General features: G+C 35.6%; 15 protein-coding genes. 3 read left to right on the forward strand and 12 right to left on the reverse strand.

Annotation, left to right across the window (positions count from 1 at the left end; all coding sequences use genetic code 11):
* Nucleotides 1-76 precede the first annotated feature (76 nt).
* The 4 genes from QSG86_RS11595 to QSG86_RS11610 all read right to left on the reverse strand — a co-directional run bounded on the left by QSG86_RS11595 (nucleotide 77) and on the right by QSG86_RS11610 (nucleotide 5,318).
* Nucleotides 77-1,750, reverse strand: coding sequence for an FMN-binding glutamate synthase family protein (locus QSG86_RS11595; protein ID WP_317031633.1), 1,674 nt, complete (start codon nucleotides 1,748-1,750; stop codon nucleotides 77-79).
* 378 nt (nucleotides 1,751-2,128) lie between these two features.
* Nucleotides 2,129-3,301, reverse strand: coding sequence for a cupin domain-containing protein (locus QSG86_RS11600; RefSeq protein WP_317031634.1), 1,173 nt, complete (start codon nucleotides 3,299-3,301; stop codon nucleotides 2,129-2,131).
* A gap of 183 nt (nucleotides 3,302-3,484) precedes the next feature.
* A complete protein-coding gene (locus QSG86_RS11605; protein WP_317031635.1) occupies nucleotides 3,485-4,861 on the reverse strand; it encodes an AarF/ABC1/UbiB kinase family protein in 1,377 nt (458 codons plus the stop codon).
* A gap of 148 nt (nucleotides 4,862-5,009) precedes the next feature.
* Nucleotides 5,010-5,318 carry a hypothetical protein gene (locus tag QSG86_RS11610; protein WP_317031636.1) on the reverse strand — a complete coding sequence of 103 codons (309 nt, stop codon included), beginning with the start codon at nucleotides 5,316-5,318 and terminating at the stop codon, nucleotides 5,010-5,012.
* Between the two features lie 556 nt (nucleotides 5,319-5,874).
* Between QSG86_RS11610 and QSG86_RS11615 the strand changes: the two genes are divergently transcribed.
* Entirely contained in the window at nucleotides 5,875-6,576 is a 702-nt protein-coding gene (locus tag QSG86_RS11615; protein WP_317031637.1) for a histidine phosphatase family protein, read from the forward strand.
* Nucleotides 6,577-6,976: 400 nt separating this feature from the next.
* Nucleotides 6,977-8,023 (forward strand): fatty acid desaturase, encoded by a 1,047-nt coding sequence (locus tag QSG86_RS11620; protein WP_317031638.1) that lies wholly within the window; start codon nucleotides 6,977-6,979, stop codon nucleotides 8,021-8,023.
* A 104-nt stretch (nucleotides 8,024-8,127) separates the two neighbouring features.
* Here the strand turns inward: QSG86_RS11620 and QSG86_RS11625 are convergent, their stop codons facing one another.
* The 8 genes from QSG86_RS11625 to QSG86_RS11660 all read right to left on the reverse strand — a co-directional run bounded on the left by QSG86_RS11625 (nucleotide 8,128) and on the right by QSG86_RS11660 (nucleotide 14,195).
* Nucleotides 8,128-8,415: a cyd operon YbgE family protein gene (locus QSG86_RS11625; RefSeq protein WP_410487494.1), complete on the reverse strand. Its 288-nt coding sequence runs from the start codon at nucleotides 8,413-8,415 to the stop codon at nucleotides 8,128-8,130.
* 19 nt (nucleotides 8,416-8,434) lie between these two features.
* The gene (gene cydX / locus QSG86_RS11630; RefSeq protein WP_317031640.1) at nucleotides 8,435-8,536 is read right to left on the reverse strand and encodes a cytochrome bd-I oxidase subunit CydX; all 102 of its coding nucleotides are present in this window, start codon (nucleotides 8,534-8,536) and stop codon (nucleotides 8,435-8,437) included.
* Nucleotides 8,537-8,560: 24 nt separating this feature from the next.
* Nucleotides 8,561-9,706: a cytochrome d ubiquinol oxidase subunit II gene (gene cydB / locus QSG86_RS11635; RefSeq protein WP_317031641.1), complete on the reverse strand. Its 1,146-nt coding sequence runs from the start codon at nucleotides 9,704-9,706 to the stop codon at nucleotides 8,561-8,563.
* Entirely contained in the window at nucleotides 9,703-11,289 is a 1,587-nt protein-coding gene (locus tag QSG86_RS11640) for a cytochrome ubiquinol oxidase subunit I (RefSeq protein ID WP_317031642.1), read from the reverse strand. Before QSG86_RS11640 ends, cydB begins: the two co-directional genes overlap by 4 nt.
* Nucleotides 11,289-11,480, reverse strand: a complete 192-nt coding sequence (cydP, locus tag QSG86_RS11645) for a cytochrome oxidase putative small subunit CydP (RefSeq protein WP_317031643.1) — start codon at nucleotides 11,478-11,480, stop codon at nucleotides 11,289-11,291. The genes QSG86_RS11640 and cydP overlap by 1 nt, the downstream gene beginning before the upstream one ends.
* Before the next feature lie 750 nt (nucleotides 11,481-12,230).
* On the reverse strand, nucleotides 12,231-12,842 hold the full coding sequence (locus QSG86_RS11650; protein ID WP_317031644.1) for an OB-fold-containig protein: 612 nt from the start codon (nucleotides 12,840-12,842) through the stop codon (nucleotides 12,231-12,233).
* Between the two features lie 25 nt (nucleotides 12,843-12,867).
* Nucleotides 12,868-13,191, reverse strand: a complete 324-nt coding sequence (locus QSG86_RS11655) for a Rieske (2Fe-2S) protein (protein WP_317031645.1) — start codon at nucleotides 13,189-13,191, stop codon at nucleotides 12,868-12,870.
* The gene (locus QSG86_RS11660) at nucleotides 13,191-14,195 is read right to left on the reverse strand and encodes an adenosine kinase (RefSeq protein ID WP_317031646.1); all 1,005 of its coding nucleotides are present in this window, start codon (nucleotides 14,193-14,195) and stop codon (nucleotides 13,191-13,193) included. Before QSG86_RS11660 ends, QSG86_RS11655 begins: the two co-directional genes overlap by 1 nt.
* A 135-nt stretch (nucleotides 14,196-14,330) precedes the next feature.
* On the opposite strand from QSG86_RS11660, the gene QSG86_RS11665 reads away from it, so the two are divergent.
* Nucleotides 14,331-14,780: a GNAT family N-acetyltransferase gene (locus tag QSG86_RS11665; protein WP_317031647.1), complete on the forward strand. Its 450-nt coding sequence runs from the start codon at nucleotides 14,331-14,333 to the stop codon at nucleotides 14,778-14,780.
* Nucleotides 14,781-14,830: the final 50 nt, after the last annotated feature.

Below are 14,830 nucleotides of genomic sequence, written 5' to 3' on the forward strand. Positions count from 1 at the left end.
GAGCATCTGAGGATGCTCATTTTTTTGGCCTAAATATTATTAATATAACAAGTGGTGTAAATTAATCATCACAATATTAAAAGTGTTGTGCAGATGCCAATTGCCACATTCGATAATAGAAGTTGTCCTGTGGCTGTTCTGGGTCATAGCTTAACAATTCACCTTCGGTAAGAAAGAAATGTAACTGTGCATAATTTTTAATCTCGCGATCATTAATACGCTGTGCTAAGTGATGTGCTTTAATATCTTGAGGATGTTCTAAACCAGCAGCAGCGAGCATTTCTGCCAAAGCATGCAGGGTATTTTTATGAAAATGATAGACTCGCTCTGCCTTAGTGGGTACGTGTAGTGCTTTTTGACGTTCTTTATCTTGAGTTGCGACACCGACTGGGCATTGATTGGTTTGACAACTTTGTGCTTGAATACATCCAATAGCGAACATAAAGCCACGTGCTGAATTGATCCAGTCGGCACCGATAGCCATGGTGCTTGAAATATCGAACGCACTGACAATTTTACCACTAGCACCAATTTTGATTTTATCCCTAATTCCAGCACCGACTAATGTGTTATGTATAAAGTGTAATCCTTCACGTAATGGTGTACCTACATTATCAATTAATTCAACGGGTGCAGCACCTGTTCCACCTTCTGATCCATCAACCACAATAAAATCTGGATAAATTTGAGTGTCGAGCATGGCTTTGACAATGCCCATAAATTGCCATGGTTGACCAAGGCAAAGCTTAAATCCAACAGGTTTACCCAGAGAAAGTTCTCTTAACTGTTGAATAAAAGACATGAATTCTAATGGTGTATGAAATGCCGAATGATTAGATGGAGAAATACAGTCTTCATCTTGACTGACACCCCGAATTTTTGCAATTTCTGCTGAAATCTTATCTTTAGGTAAAATGCCACCATGTCCTGGTTTAGCACCTTGAGAGAGTTTAATTTCGATCATTTTAACTTGAGGTAATTTGGCCTGTTCAGCAAACTTTTCTGGATCAAACTTACCCTCTGAGGTACGACAACCAAAATAACCACTGGCAATTTCCCATACAATGTCACCACCATATTCTAAATGATAAGGACTAATGCTTCCTTCACCCGTATCATGATAAAAATTTCCCAGTTTGGCACCTTTATTTAAAGCAAGAATAGCATTGGCACTTAAACTGCCAAAACTCATTGCTGAAATATTCATAATAGATGCATTATAAGGTTGTGAACATTGCTCATTACCAATTGTAATTCTAAAAGTGGCTGGATCTGCCAGTTTACTAGGCGTCATTGAATGCATTAAAAAACGATAATCATCTTGATAAACATCGACAATAGAGCCAAAAGGTTTATCTGAGCTTTCATTTTTTGCACGCTGATAGACTAAACTTCGTTGCATACGAGAAAAAGGTAAGGCATCTTGATCAGCTTCAATAAAATATTGACGAATTTCAGGTCGAAAATCTTCAAATAAAAATCTAAAATGTCCCATAATCGGATAATTTTTTAGAATAGAGTGCTTGTTTTGTAAAATATCATATAGGCCAAGCAGGCTGAGTAGGGCAGAGATTAACCATAAGACATTCAGTAATTTTTCTGAAATGAAATAATAAATATAATGCGTATCATAGTTTAAACGTAACCAAAAGATAGCTACTAAAATGAAAATACTCAAAAACCAAATTGAATAGCGTGAAAAAAAAGTATTTAAAAACTTATGCCGTATGCTTTGTGATAAACTCGCCACGAATAGCGTCCCCAAACGATTTAGATTTATTGAAGTAACAGTGCATTTTTTATATGGAAAGTTTAAGTATCGATTTGTCAAAATGTCGTTGATGCATCGTATTGTTAAATTGAATAGGTGTGACTATCGTGCTTCAAAGTTGACTATAAAAATAAGCAATGATGGCTTTGCAAAGGTTTAATACTGGAATATGTAGTGATTGTTTATTGAGATCAATTTACTGTTTTATGGAGTATTGATCACTTATTTGCTTTGCAGATATAAAATGTATAAGAGATAAAATATACCGTACTATGACGATATATTTTATCTGATAAAAAGCCAGCAGTGATGGCTGAATAGTCAATATATTTTGATAAAAATATGGGACTTAATCGCTTAAGACAACGTTGTGTCGAGTGGTACCAGCATTAAAATGGCTTCATTAATTAGTTGAGCAAGATCTTCTAGAATGTCTGGATGATCTAAATTTTCATTAAGCTCAATACATTGGCCATCTGCAAGCTGCTTTAATAATGGTGCAAAGCGTGTAGAGATACAAATTTGTTCACCATTAGCCCAAAAAAGAACATCATCATTTTGCTGTGTATAGAGCAGGCGAGAAGCTGGCTCTAATATAATTTGATAGCCTTCTTGTTGTGCAGCGAGTAAGTCATCTCTTGTAATATCTACACTTTCAGGAAGATTTTCAGGGTATTTTGCTTCCGAAATTAAACGCATTAAAGCATCATCTAATAATGCAGAATCTTGTAACTGCTGTAATAATGCTGATTTTAAATCACTTAACTCAGTATTAGAAACTTCTCCCACTGCAGTAACATGCTGACGTAGAAGATCTGATAGTGGTTTTTTAAGTTCAGTAAGATCAGCAAATGTATCACTGACGCGATCCATCATTTCTGCGATATTCGGCATACGGAAACCAAAAGAAAACGTTAAACATTCATCTTCTGCTACACCGTAATGTGCTAGGCCTGGTGGTACATATAATAAATCTCCAGGTGCTAAAACCTCATCAAAATGAATGTCCATATCTGTAAGCAATTTAAGGGGTTGATCTGCAATAAATGTCGTCGTTGCATCACACATTTGCCCCAATTGCCAACGACGATGACCATAACCTTGAACTAAAAAAACATCATAATAGTCAAAATGTTGCCCCACTGAGCCACCTTTAGGCGCATATGAAACCATAATATCATCACGACGCCATTGGGGAATAAATGGAAATTTCTTCCATAATTCAGCAACTTCAAATGACGAGTGATCCACAGCTTGGATTAATAATGTCCATAATTTGGGTAATTTTTGAAAATCGCCTTTAATTAGTGGTGATGATTTGACACTCCATTGTTTAGGATCTCGATCCTTTTGCCGAATTAAACGAGCATTCACATGTTCTTCAAGTGCCAGCTCCATCATATCTTCAGGTTCAAGAAGATTGATCACTTCAGGTAATGCACCACGGACCAGAAGTGGTTTTTTTTGCCAGTATTCATGCAAAAACTCTTCGGCGGTGATTCCACCCAATATATCAAGTGTTGTAGACATAATTTAAATAATAAAAAATTTTGACTATTGTGTTGTGAAATCTCTCATGCTGCAAGTGTTATTGAAATAAATCTAGCCTTTGATATTTGATCATGGTTTACTATTAATTTTATTTCAAATGAGTTGAATTTCTTATTCACCTTATGATGTCTATACAGACATCATTGATGGTGATTAAAATGACTATGAATGATATTTGTCAAGCATACGTCGTACATTGGTTTTGGCATCAATCACGGTCATGAAGGTATAAGCGCCAATAAATTTACGACTAATAAACATAAACTCTTTTGGTGGAATCGTAAAATAGCGTGAGGCCATTGATTTTGATGCTTGTTGCATCACTCGGTTATGTAACTGACTTTTTTTCCAATCGTAACGATTCTCTTCATCCATGACACCTTCAGGAAGATCCGGATTGTTGAGTAAGCTACTAAATGCTTCCGTTGCAATTAAAAATACTTTTGCCATATCCGGCTTAATACTTTGAGGGATGTTATTAAAGAAGTCATAATCAGTCATGGCGTAGACCATTTGATCAAGGCTGTGATCATAACCTGCTTCAATTAAATGACGTGCAACACCAAGTAGTTTTTGATCAAATTGACGAATAGCCCCAAAGTCCAGTAGTACGATTTGATCATGACCGCTTTCATGCTCAGCTAAACGCACCAAATAATTGCCAAAATTCGGATCGGTTTGCATTTCACCCCATTCAAAAATTTCGCGTACAGCAATTTCTAAAGAGGCTTCCCCAAGTTGATTACGTCGATGTTGCGGCAGAGATAACAGTACGGGACTATTAATTGGCACGCCAGCCTCATAGGTCATACAGAGTACTTGATTTGTACAATAATCCTCGATAATTTGAGGAACAATGTATCTAGGGTCTTCGGCAAGACGTTGTGCAAAACGTCGGGTGGTATCGGCTTCAATTTTATAATTTACTTCACGATGCATCATTTCACGTACTTCATCGAACCATTGGTCGAATTCACGTGTTTGCGGCACCAAACGGGTGAGTTTAAGCATATTTTTAAATAGATTCATATCTGAATCGATGGCATCTGCAACACCAGGATATTGAACTTTTAATACGATACTTAAACCATCAGATTTACGTGTTGCCCGATGAACCTGTGCTAATGATGCGGTTCCTAAAGGCTCATGATCAATAATCAAATCATTAAGTTTTGAGCCTAATTGCATACGCAATTGTTGTTCTATAATTGGCCAATCAAGCGCTATGGTCTGATTATTTAAAGTATTGAGAGCTTGGGTAATTTCTTCAGGTAGAAAATGCTCTCCATAGAGTGCCATCATTTGGCCAATTTTAACGATTGAGCCTTTGAGTTTACCAATTTCTGTAACTAAATAATCTGCTTGTTCTTTCATTGCCTGTTTACGTTTTTTTTCTTTGTCTTCTTCATTGGCAAAAAGCGTTGAGGCACTTGATGCAGCCCAACGTGTTCCGGCAAGAAATGAAGCTTTGGCGATAGATAAGCGTCGATCTATAGACGAAGTTTTAAGTTGTTTGAGCTTATCGTGCTGATCCGACATAAAGACAACGTCCTTAAATTAAGAGCCATTGAAAGAAGAGTAATAATTATAATGAATATTACAGTGTCTGAACGTATTAAAAAAGTTTAAGTTGCTGAAAGCTTAAACAACTTTGCTTTAATTTAATAAAATAGCCTAAGTATGACAATTATTTCATTCGATATTGCGTTTTAATTATACCTTTTTGCTGCAAAATAACACGATTATGCTGAATAAATTGTAAAATCATATCTTGAACTAATTGATGGCGAAATCCCATGGCATAGCCTTTGATGATAATGATACTTGGCAGGCTAAAAAATAAATATTTAGCATCATCAAGTGATGGATTTGCATAGATATTTAAGTCATTCAGTAAATACTGTAACAACTGTTTTTCGTGTTTGACCTCAGGAGAACGTATATCTTCCCAGTAGCGTTGTCGCATTGCCATCAGGTTGTTATGTTTATAGCTCATTTAAACCAGAATATTAGATTGAAAACTTAGATTATATTATGCGGGTATCGCAATAAATTTCCAACTATTTCCCAAGTCAATCATGATTCAGATGTTGCATATAAAATTAAATACTAAATCATCAACGTAGAATTTGACTGTAGCGGATTGGCACGTGAGAGGGCAAGCCCATCCACGGATAGATTTAGCTATCGTTTTAGTCTATTTAATAGAATCATCAGCCCCCATGCTGTTTAAGCACAAGTATCGATATTCGCTCTATAAAAATGATATTAATATAGTTGAAATGGTTGATTATTTGTTGAAAAATAGAATTAAAGTCTAAAAACTGGGTATTTTATAAAGTCTATGGTATGTTTTGTTAGTTAGACTGTAATGGCCGAGCGCATTTATGATGGTAATGATCATAAATATGGTAAGCATCCAATATTTAAATCGCTTTGGGTAAGCATATCTGTTTTACATCTTGCTATACTGAAGTTGATTGCTTTATATACGCTTGAAAATAATTATACAGCACCAAAATATATTCTAAGTTCAACGAGTTAATACGTAAATGACAACAATTTATTTCATTCGGCATGGTCAAGCCTCATTTGGTGAAGCCTGTTATGACAAACTATCACATAAGGGTGAACAACAAGCAAAAATATTAGGTCAATATTTAGATAAAATTTTAATCAATGAAAAACCGCATATTGTGGCTGGTTCAATGCAGCGGCATCAGCAAACGGCTTATATTTCATTACAAGAATGTTTCCCGAATGCTCAAGTGTATACCAATAGTGCATGGAATGAGTTTAATCATCAGCAAGTTTTTGCACGATATGATGCTCGCTTTGCTGATCCACAGGTATTAAAACAGGTGATATCACAACAACAAGATCCCTTTAAATATTTAGGGAATCTATTTGAAAAAGCAGTACAACGTTGGGTATCTGGTGAATATGATCATGACTATGATGAAACTTGGTTGCAGTTTAAGCATCGTGTTGAAACAGCTTTACAATATTTATGTCAAGAAATTAGTACCAATAAACCTGATTCAGTGCTGGTCTATACTTCAGGTGGTGTAATTTCCTTACTGGCAGGAAAAATGTTGGATTTAAGTATAGAGAAGACATTTGAATTAACATGGGCTGTAGCCAATACCAGTTTAACCACATTAAAAGTGCTCGATAATGCGCCTTATTTACTGACATTAAATGAGCATTATTTTCTGAAAGCACAAAATCCTCAATTATTAACTTGGATTTAAATTTTATTGTATTGATGATGAAATAAAGGAATAACATAATATGCTTTATTTCATCATATATTTTTATGATTTGAATAGACGCTCTATTTGACCAATCTAAGTCATTTTCGATTAAATTTTAACGACTAATCAGGTTTCAATCGTATCGAAAATACTGAGAAATCTTGATATAACTACATGGTCGCTATAATCCTGAATATAGACCATATTGAAAATCATGATCATATCATCTCGTAATTTGTCATGACGAATATGTTGTTTATGACTAACGCTTCCATAAAATCATCATTGATTAGAAATGCATAAAAGATATGCAAACAATAAATTATCATAAAAAATATTATTTATTTTTAATGAATTTACTTTAATGTACAGTTGTTCATTAATTTAGGGTTTTTATATGGCTCTTTCTTCAGACATGATCAATCAACAGAAAGTGTTAAAAGTTCGTGCTGTGGTGAGTAAAGCTGGAGATGATTTACGTCAGCGCTATCCAATTTTACAACGACAAAATTTAATCGGGGCAAGTATTTTAATCTTGGCATGGATAGGGATAATTACCGCCAGTTATGCGTATGCCTATCAGCACATCTCTGCGTGGCTCTGTATTCCGTTAGTGGCATTTTTTGCTTCATTAACCCATGAGTTGGAGCATGATTTAATTCATTATATGTATTTTAAAAAAACGCCATGGGCACATCATTTAATGTTGGCTTTAGTCTGGCTGGCACGACCCAATACGATTCATCCTTGGGCACGTAGACGATTACATCTTAATCATCATAAATATTCTGGTTCAATTCATGATTTAGAAGAGCGTGGTATTGGTAATGGTATGTCTTGGGGAATAAAGCGTATTTTAGTGATGAGTGATCAACTCATGACTATTTATTTACGTCCATTACAAATGTTTAAAATGATCACTTTATTTCTTGAAAAGCAGCCAGAAAAAGAGCGTAAAGTTGCATTAATTTTACAATTAATCGGTTTTTTCCCACTGGGTTTTATTTATTATGGTCTATGCTATATTTTTGTAATTTATCATGTCGGTAATATGGTGGCTGCGCTATTTGGATTGCATATTGCATGGTCCAGCATATTGTTACAGGCAATCCCGTGGATTAATTTTCTAGCTGTAATTTGGCTAATTCCAAATTTTATTCGTTCATTTAGTTTGCAGTTTATTAGTTCCAATATGCACTATTATGGTGATATTGATTCAAGAGATGTGATTAAACAAACTCAAGTTCTAACGGTATGGTGGTTAACGCCGTTGCAGTTATTTTGCTGTAATTTTGGTGCGACACATGCAATTCATCATTTTGTGGTTAAAGAGCCTTTTTATATTCGACATATGACCAGTAAAATAGCACACCAGGTGATGAAAGAAGTTGGTGTACGTTTTAATGATGTAGGAACATTTAAGCGCATGAATCGTTGGCATTAACAATCTGTTAATGTTCAATTATGACCGCCTCAAGTTGCTGATTTAAAAGTTTAATCATACAATAAAAAAGAGCACAATATTTGTGCTCTTTTCGATAAAATGACTTAGGCAAAAAACCAGATATAGTAACCCCAGAGCATCAGTGGCCATGCAAGCCATGGACTGAAAAGCCATTTCCAAAGCCAAAATCTTGGTTGAAAGCCAACACCATGAATAAATCCTCCAGAGATTCCTACCATGATCAGCATCATGGCACCGTGACTATAGCCACCATTGTCATCTAACATTGCAGATGGGTGGACTAACAATACAGCAGCTAATGGAAACGCCAATATGCATGAGATGATCATGACTAATTTATTCGGCTTTTTTTCTATTGAATCTGATTTCATCGTGATGTCTGTCATTTTATTATTCCTCATCAAGATCTTGATGGCTTTCCATATACAGTGCACTGAGTACACCTGCAAAACACGCCATCAAAATACCGAGAATCCATGCAAAATACCACATAATCTGTTCTCCATAGCTTGAGCCTTAGTAAAGGCTATGCGAATTCTCTTTAATGTATTTTTTATCCACAACACCCCACATCTTATAGTAACACCAAGATGTATAAAGCAAAATAAGTGGAACAAAAATACACGCTGCAATGGTCATTACAGTTAAAGTCATTTGGCTAGATACTGCATCCCACATAGTCAAGCTTGAAACTGGATCTGTGCTTGATGGCATAAGGAATGGAAATAACGCAAAACCAGCAGTTAAAATTGCACCTACAATTGCAAGGGTAGAGCCTAAGAATGTTAATCCTGCTTTAATTTTACCTGCAGAGCCAATCACAATCAGTGAGCCAAGGATTGCCATAATCGGTGCAATCATGGTAATTGGATATAAACTATAGTTATTCATCCAACCAGGATTGGCATTAGTAATCACTTCTTTGATTAATGGATTGGCAACACCATTGGTATTATAAGGTTGTTGTAAAGTATAGCCTTGGATATTACCAAAATATAACCAAGCACCAATAATCAAGAAGCAGACTAAAAATACTCCACCCATGAGTTGAGCAGCTTTAGCAGCACGTTTTTGTAGGTCACCATCAGTACGTAGCATTAACCAAGCACCACCGTGTGCGCAGAGCATGGAAAGACTCACTACACCACAAATAAGAGCAAATGGATTAAGCAGTTGATAGAAGTATCCGGTATAGAAAGAGCGCAAAGTATCATCTAGATAAAATGGCACACCCAGTAGCATATTACCAAATGCAACACCAAAGACTAATGCTGGCACTGCACCACCAATCGCTAGTCCCCAATCCCATGAATTACGCCATTTTTTGTTTTCAAGTTTGGAACGATAGTCAAAGCCGACAGGACGTAAAAACAAGGCAAATAATACCAATAACAATGCCCAGTACATACCTGAAAAGGCTGTGGCGTAGACCATCGGCCAAGCTGCAAATAGTGCACCACCTGCAGTAATAAACCAGACTTGGTTACCATCCCAGTGCGGTGCAATGGTATTAATTGCCGCACGGCGTTCTTCATCTGTTTTTCCAACAAATGGCATTAATGCCATTGAGCCCATATCGAAACCGTCTGTTAGCGCAAATCCAATCAGTAAAACACCGACTAAAACCCACCAGATGATTTTGAGCAATTCATATTCGATCATACTTGAGACTCCTCATTTGCCTTTTTAGCAGCTTCAAGTTTTTCAAAATGATATTTACCAGTATGAAGTGAACTTGGGCCAAGACGAGAGAATTTAATCATTAAGTAAAGTTCAATGATTAATAGTACTGTGTAAAATAATGCCAATGCAGTAATTGAACCAATGACATCTGCCTCGCTTAAGCTTGATGCTGAAAGGTAAGTTGGAAGCACTTCACCAATCGTCCAAGGTTGACGGCCACCTTCTGCAACATACCAACCTGTTTGTGCTGCAAACCAAGGTAATGGTAGTGAAAATAATGCGAATTTTAATAACCATGGTTTATTTTCTGCATTGCGTTTAGCGACAGCGAACGCAGCAAGAATAAAGAGTAGAAGCATTAAGAAGCCACAAGCCACCATAACGCGGAATGATAAGAATAATGCCGTTACGTTTGGAATACTGTCTCGTGCAGCAGCTTTAATTTGTTGTTCGTTTGCATCTACAACATTGGTTGTGTATTTTTTAAGCAACAAGCCATAACCTAAATCTTTTTGGGATTCAGCAAATGCTGCTTTAAGTTCAGGAGACTGATCACCTGCACGTAATTTTTCAAGTTGACCATATGAAACCATACCATTACGAATACGTTGTTCATGTAATTTAATGAGGTCTTTTACCCCTAAAATAGGCGTATCGAGGGAACGTGTTGCAATGATTCCAAGGACATAAGGGATTTTAATTGCGTAATCTGTCGTCATGGTATCGTTGTTTGGAATACCAATCAGTGTAATTGCAGCAGGTGGTGGCTGTGTTTCCCATTCTGCTTCAATTGCTGCAAGTTTTGACTTTTGAACGTCACCGACTTCATATCCAGATTCATCACCTAATAAAATCACGGAAAGTGTCGATGCCAAACCAAAAATAGCGGCAATTGCAAATGAACGACGTGCAAAGGGTAAGTCACGCTTTTTAAGTAAATAATAACTCGAAATCGCAAGTACAAAAATAGCACCTGTTACATAACCAGCAGAAACGGTATGAACAAATTTAACCTGAGCAACAGGGTTAAACAGTAAAGCACCAAAATCTACCAGTTCCATACGCATGGTTTCGTAGTTAAATGCAGAGCCGACTGGGTTTTGCATCCAGCCATTCGCAATCAAAATCCATAACGCTGACATATTAGAGCCAATGGCCACTAACCATGTCACACATAGATGTTGAACTTTGGAAAGTCTATCCCATCCAAAAAAGAATAACCCAATAAAGGTCGATTCCAAGAAGAATGCCATGAGGCCTTCAATTGCTAATGGAGCACCAAAAATATCGCCGACGTAGTGTGAATAATAAGCCCAGTTGGTACCGAACTGGAATTCCATGGTTAAACCAGTTGTTACACCAAGAGCAAAGTTAATCCCGAAGAGTTTTCCCCAGAATTTAGTCATATCTTTATAAATTTCTTTACCAGAAACAACATAAGTGGTTTCCATGATGGCAAGAATAAAGGCTAGACCTAAAGTCAGTGGCACAAAAATAAAGTGATACATCGCAGTCATTGCAAACTGGAACCGCGATAGATCGACCACGCTTTCAGAAATCATCAACGTGTCTCCTTGGTTACGGAAGAGTTACCAGCAATACGCTCGGCAACCTGATTGTCAAAGTTCTTAGGAATAGTCGGGGCATCGAACCAAATGTTTTTTATGATGAGTAAAATAATGACTTTAATAATTAAAATAGCCGTTATTTCCCGAACAATCCTTTTGTTAAAATCTTTAGATTTTGAGCTCATATTTATAAGCCATTATTGGAATATATTTATATTATTAATAATTTACAATAAGAAATAAATAGACTACATAGTATAAATGTAACTAAATAATAAAAAACCATAAAAAACAATATGTTAAAAAATCCAATAGCTTGAAAAATATTCTAAAATAATCGATTATAAAGTTGACTAAAATACTTGTAATTAATATTATAAAACAGAGTAAAATACTCGGTTTATGTGTTTTTATTACACACTTAAATAGATAAATAAAATGTAAGTAAAATGATTATGATAATTATTTATTACAGGGGTTATTTTATTCCTTATATTTAATTTCCAACTATTATATAAATAATATGATTTGTGTTGAATTAAATATATGTGAAGTATTGTTAAAGCTTTTGCTGATTTGTATATAAAATAAACAGAAAAATGCAAGCATATATTTTATGATGAAGTTTATGGTTTTATAGCGGTTTAATTCGTTAATTAAAAATTAATAATGTGGTAAAAAAATAGATCAGAATTTTTATGAATGATGATGTAGCGTAATAGTGAAATTATTTAAGGTCAATTGATATGGATAAAATTCAAAAAGACGTAACCCATCATTTTAAATATAAATCGGAGCGGTTGATTTGGGCAGCTGTGATTACAGTTGTGTTTAGGATGTAAGCACTATGCATCTGCTCTGGTCGTGTAATCATCACTAGAGATCATTGCTTGCATTTTGGGGCAGGTCTGCCGATCATAAAAACCTGATCGGTATTAATTGTGATGATTTAAGATATGATTAGATCGTGAAATACGTTTAGCAATATAATAAGATTTATGTTGTTTAATTAGTAAAATTTGAGCTTGTAATTCTAACTCACCAAATTCAGGTTCGACCTGAATATAATGTAATTGTCCGTATTGATCTCTAACACGGGCTTGAGCAGAAAAACCTGGACGAGCATTGCCGCTAGAAACAGTCGCTAAACAGCCAATCAGATTAATATTTTTTTTGTCAAATCGAGGTTTGATCACTTGATCTAAACAGTGAATCATAAATACAGTAAAAAATATTGAAATGATAATCGCAGGGATAATGATATAGTAAAATGGCACGAATATATGAAACTTTGCAAAAGCAACCCACTCTAAAATATATCCAGCCACACTAAAGTTTAGCAATAAAAATATCAAGATGAGAATTTTACTAAATCTGATATCAATCAGCTTTGAACGAAGTACATAGCGTGGGAAACAGCTTTTTAAGTAATAGCTGGTTTTAATATTGAGATAATAGCCTAAGGTCTCTACCATGCTCACTATCACTAAAATAATTAAACTCATGTGAAAAGGAATGAGGTTAGGGTCAAATAGAAAAGTGTGCATGGTATATCCTGATATCCTGATATCCTTATTCTACAAGGTAGATTCCACCATCAGAGTGTACTTCAATCGCGACTTTTTCAAGAGACTGACCTTGGCAAGGTCCAGAAATACACTCGCCAGTTTCGACTAAAAATAGTGCGCCATGTGTAGAACATTCAATATATTCTTGTTCTCGATCTAAAAATTGATTTTCTAGAAACTCCAATTCAACTTGTAAATGGGGACAGATATTTTGATAAGCAAAAAATTGTCCATCACGTTGAGTGATAAAGATAATATCATCATCGGGGGTTTCAAATGAACGTGCTTCACGTTCTGGAATATCTTCAGTATTACACAATTTAAACATTATACTGATTCCTGTTCTAATTTTTCTAATAATTGGCGGTATACCGTAGTGCTTAGGCGAGGGCCAAATTGTGCAACCACTTCACTTGAAATCAGGATGGCTAATTCAGTTGCTTTTTGACATGAATAACCTGCATTTAGACTATATAGAAATGCACCAGCAAAAGCATCGCCAGCACCATTGGCATCGACTGGGACGATTTTACGTCCGGCAATTTTAAATGTTTCTTCTGGTGTAGAAACCAGTGCACCATCTTCACTTAATGTAATGACAATGTATTGACTTAGTAATTTGAGTTGGGTTAGTGCTGCCTCTAAATCTTGCGTTTCGGTATACATTAAAGCTTCTTGCTGATTACAGAAGATGAGATCTACACCATCATCAATTAATTCATTTAAACCTTGACGTGCATACTGTACCATGGCTGGATCAGACAGTGTTAATGCGATTTTAACTTGATTCTCTCGTGCAATTTGACGTGCTTGTTTGACAGCTAGACGTGCACTATCACTGGTAGATAAATATCCTTCAATATATAACCATTTGGCTGTTTTTAATGGCTCAAAGTCAATTTGAGCTGCACTTAATTCTGCTGTAATACCGAGATAAGTATGCATGGTTCGTTCAGAATCCTGACTGATCAGTACCATACATGTACCTGTAACACCTTGGCTCACAGATTGTGTAGATGTTTCAATATTGGCTTGATTGAGACCGTCTAGATAGACTTTACCTAAATCATCATCACCGACACGACATGCATAAAATGCACGACCACCTAAAGCGCTGAAGGCAAATGTCGTATTTGCAGCCGAACCGCCAGATGCTTGACCTTTATAGTTTTGAGTTTTGAGTAAGTTGTTGTATAAGTGACTTTGTGCTTCACCATCGGCGAGCTGCATGGTTCCTTTTTGTAGGTTTTGTTGAGTTAAAAAGTCATCAGATACACTGAATTCTTGGTCAATTAATGCATTACCGATTGCAAAAAGATCAACAGTTGCCATGTTTTTTGAATCACATTGAAAAATAAATGTAAGTGTACACGAATGCTCATGATTTCAGTAGATTAATCAATAAAATTCAACTTTCTTGATTTTATATGGTGAGCATAGTGAGTAGATGAAAATTGAGAATTATCAATGAATATAGAAATTAAAGAAGTCAATCAATTGCCCGCAGATATTAAGGATCTTGCTCAAGCTGCACAACATGAAGGATTAACACTGATTGATACATTGATAGATGAATACCAGAGTGGAAAAAACCGTTTTAGTTTATCAGGAGAATATTTGTTGATGGCTTATCATGAGCAAAAGTTAATTGCTTGTGGTGGATTAAATTTACAGTGGAATGATCAGCAGATTGAAAATCGTATTGGGCGGGTGAGACGTTTTTATGTATTGCCTGAATATCGTAAGACAGGGGTTGGTAAACAAGTATTACAGTATCTAGAACAAAAAGCACGCGAACACTTTTCAGCCTTATGTTTATATACATCGACGACTTCTGCAGTGCATTTTTATCAAAAAATGAATTATGTCTATGTGGACCATCATCCTAATTATAATTATTTTAAATATTTGACCTAGAATTTTTCGTCTGATTGATTTTGATAGCACACAGCTGTTATTGAATCCAA

This window comes from Acinetobacter sp. SAAs474 (assembly GCF_032823475.1).
Taxonomy (GTDB): domain Bacteria; phylum Pseudomonadota; class Gammaproteobacteria; order Pseudomonadales; family Moraxellaceae; genus Acinetobacter.

Excerpts from the sequence above, each read along its gene's own strand:
- QSG86_RS11600 (WP_317031634.1), bottom strand. The coding sequence starts at position 3,301 with ATGTCTACAACACTTGATATATTGGGTGGAATCACCGCCGAAGAGTTT.
- QSG86_RS11605 (WP_317031635.1), bottom strand. The coding sequence starts at position 4,861 with ATGTCGGATCAGCACGATAAGCTCAAACAACTTAAAACTTCGTCTATA.
- QSG86_RS11610 (WP_317031636.1), bottom strand. The coding sequence starts at position 5,318 with ATGAGCTATAAACATAACAACCTGATGGCAATGCGACAACGCTACTGG.
- QSG86_RS11615 (WP_317031637.1), top strand. The coding sequence starts at position 5,875 with ATGACAACAATTTATTTCATTCGGCATGGTCAAGCCTCATTTGGTGAA.
- QSG86_RS11620 (WP_317031638.1), top strand. The coding sequence starts at position 6,977 with ATGGCTCTTTCTTCAGACATGATCAATCAACAGAAAGTGTTAAAAGTT.
- QSG86_RS11625 (WP_410487494.1), bottom strand. The coding sequence starts at position 8,415 with ATGAAATCAGATTCAATAGAAAAAAAGCCGAATAAATTAGTCATGATC.
- cydX (WP_317031640.1), bottom strand. The coding sequence starts at position 8,536 with ATGTGGTATTTTGCATGGATTCTCGGTATTTTGATGGCGTGTTTTGCA.
- cydB (WP_317031641.1), bottom strand. The coding sequence starts at position 9,706 with ATGATCGAATATGAATTGCTCAAAATCATCTGGTGGGTTTTAGTCGGT.
- QSG86_RS11640 (WP_317031642.1), bottom strand. The coding sequence starts at position 11,289 with ATGATTTCTGAAAGCGTGGTCGATCTATCGCGGTTCCAGTTTGCAATG.
- cydP (WP_317031643.1), bottom strand. The coding sequence starts at position 11,480 with ATGAGCTCAAAATCTAAAGATTTTAACAAAAGGATTGTTCGGGAAATA.
- QSG86_RS11650 (WP_317031644.1), bottom strand. The coding sequence starts at position 12,842 with ATGCACACTTTTCTATTTGACCCTAACCTCATTCCTTTTCACATGAGT.
- QSG86_RS11655 (WP_317031645.1), bottom strand. The coding sequence starts at position 13,191 with ATGTTTAAATTGTGTAATACTGAAGATATTCCAGAACGTGAAGCACGT.
- QSG86_RS11660 (WP_317031646.1), bottom strand. The coding sequence starts at position 14,195 with ATGGCAACTGTTGATCTTTTTGCAATCGGTAATGCATTAATTGACCAA.
- QSG86_RS11665 (WP_317031647.1), top strand. The coding sequence starts at position 14,331 with ATGAATATAGAAATTAAAGAAGTCAATCAATTGCCCGCAGATATTAAG.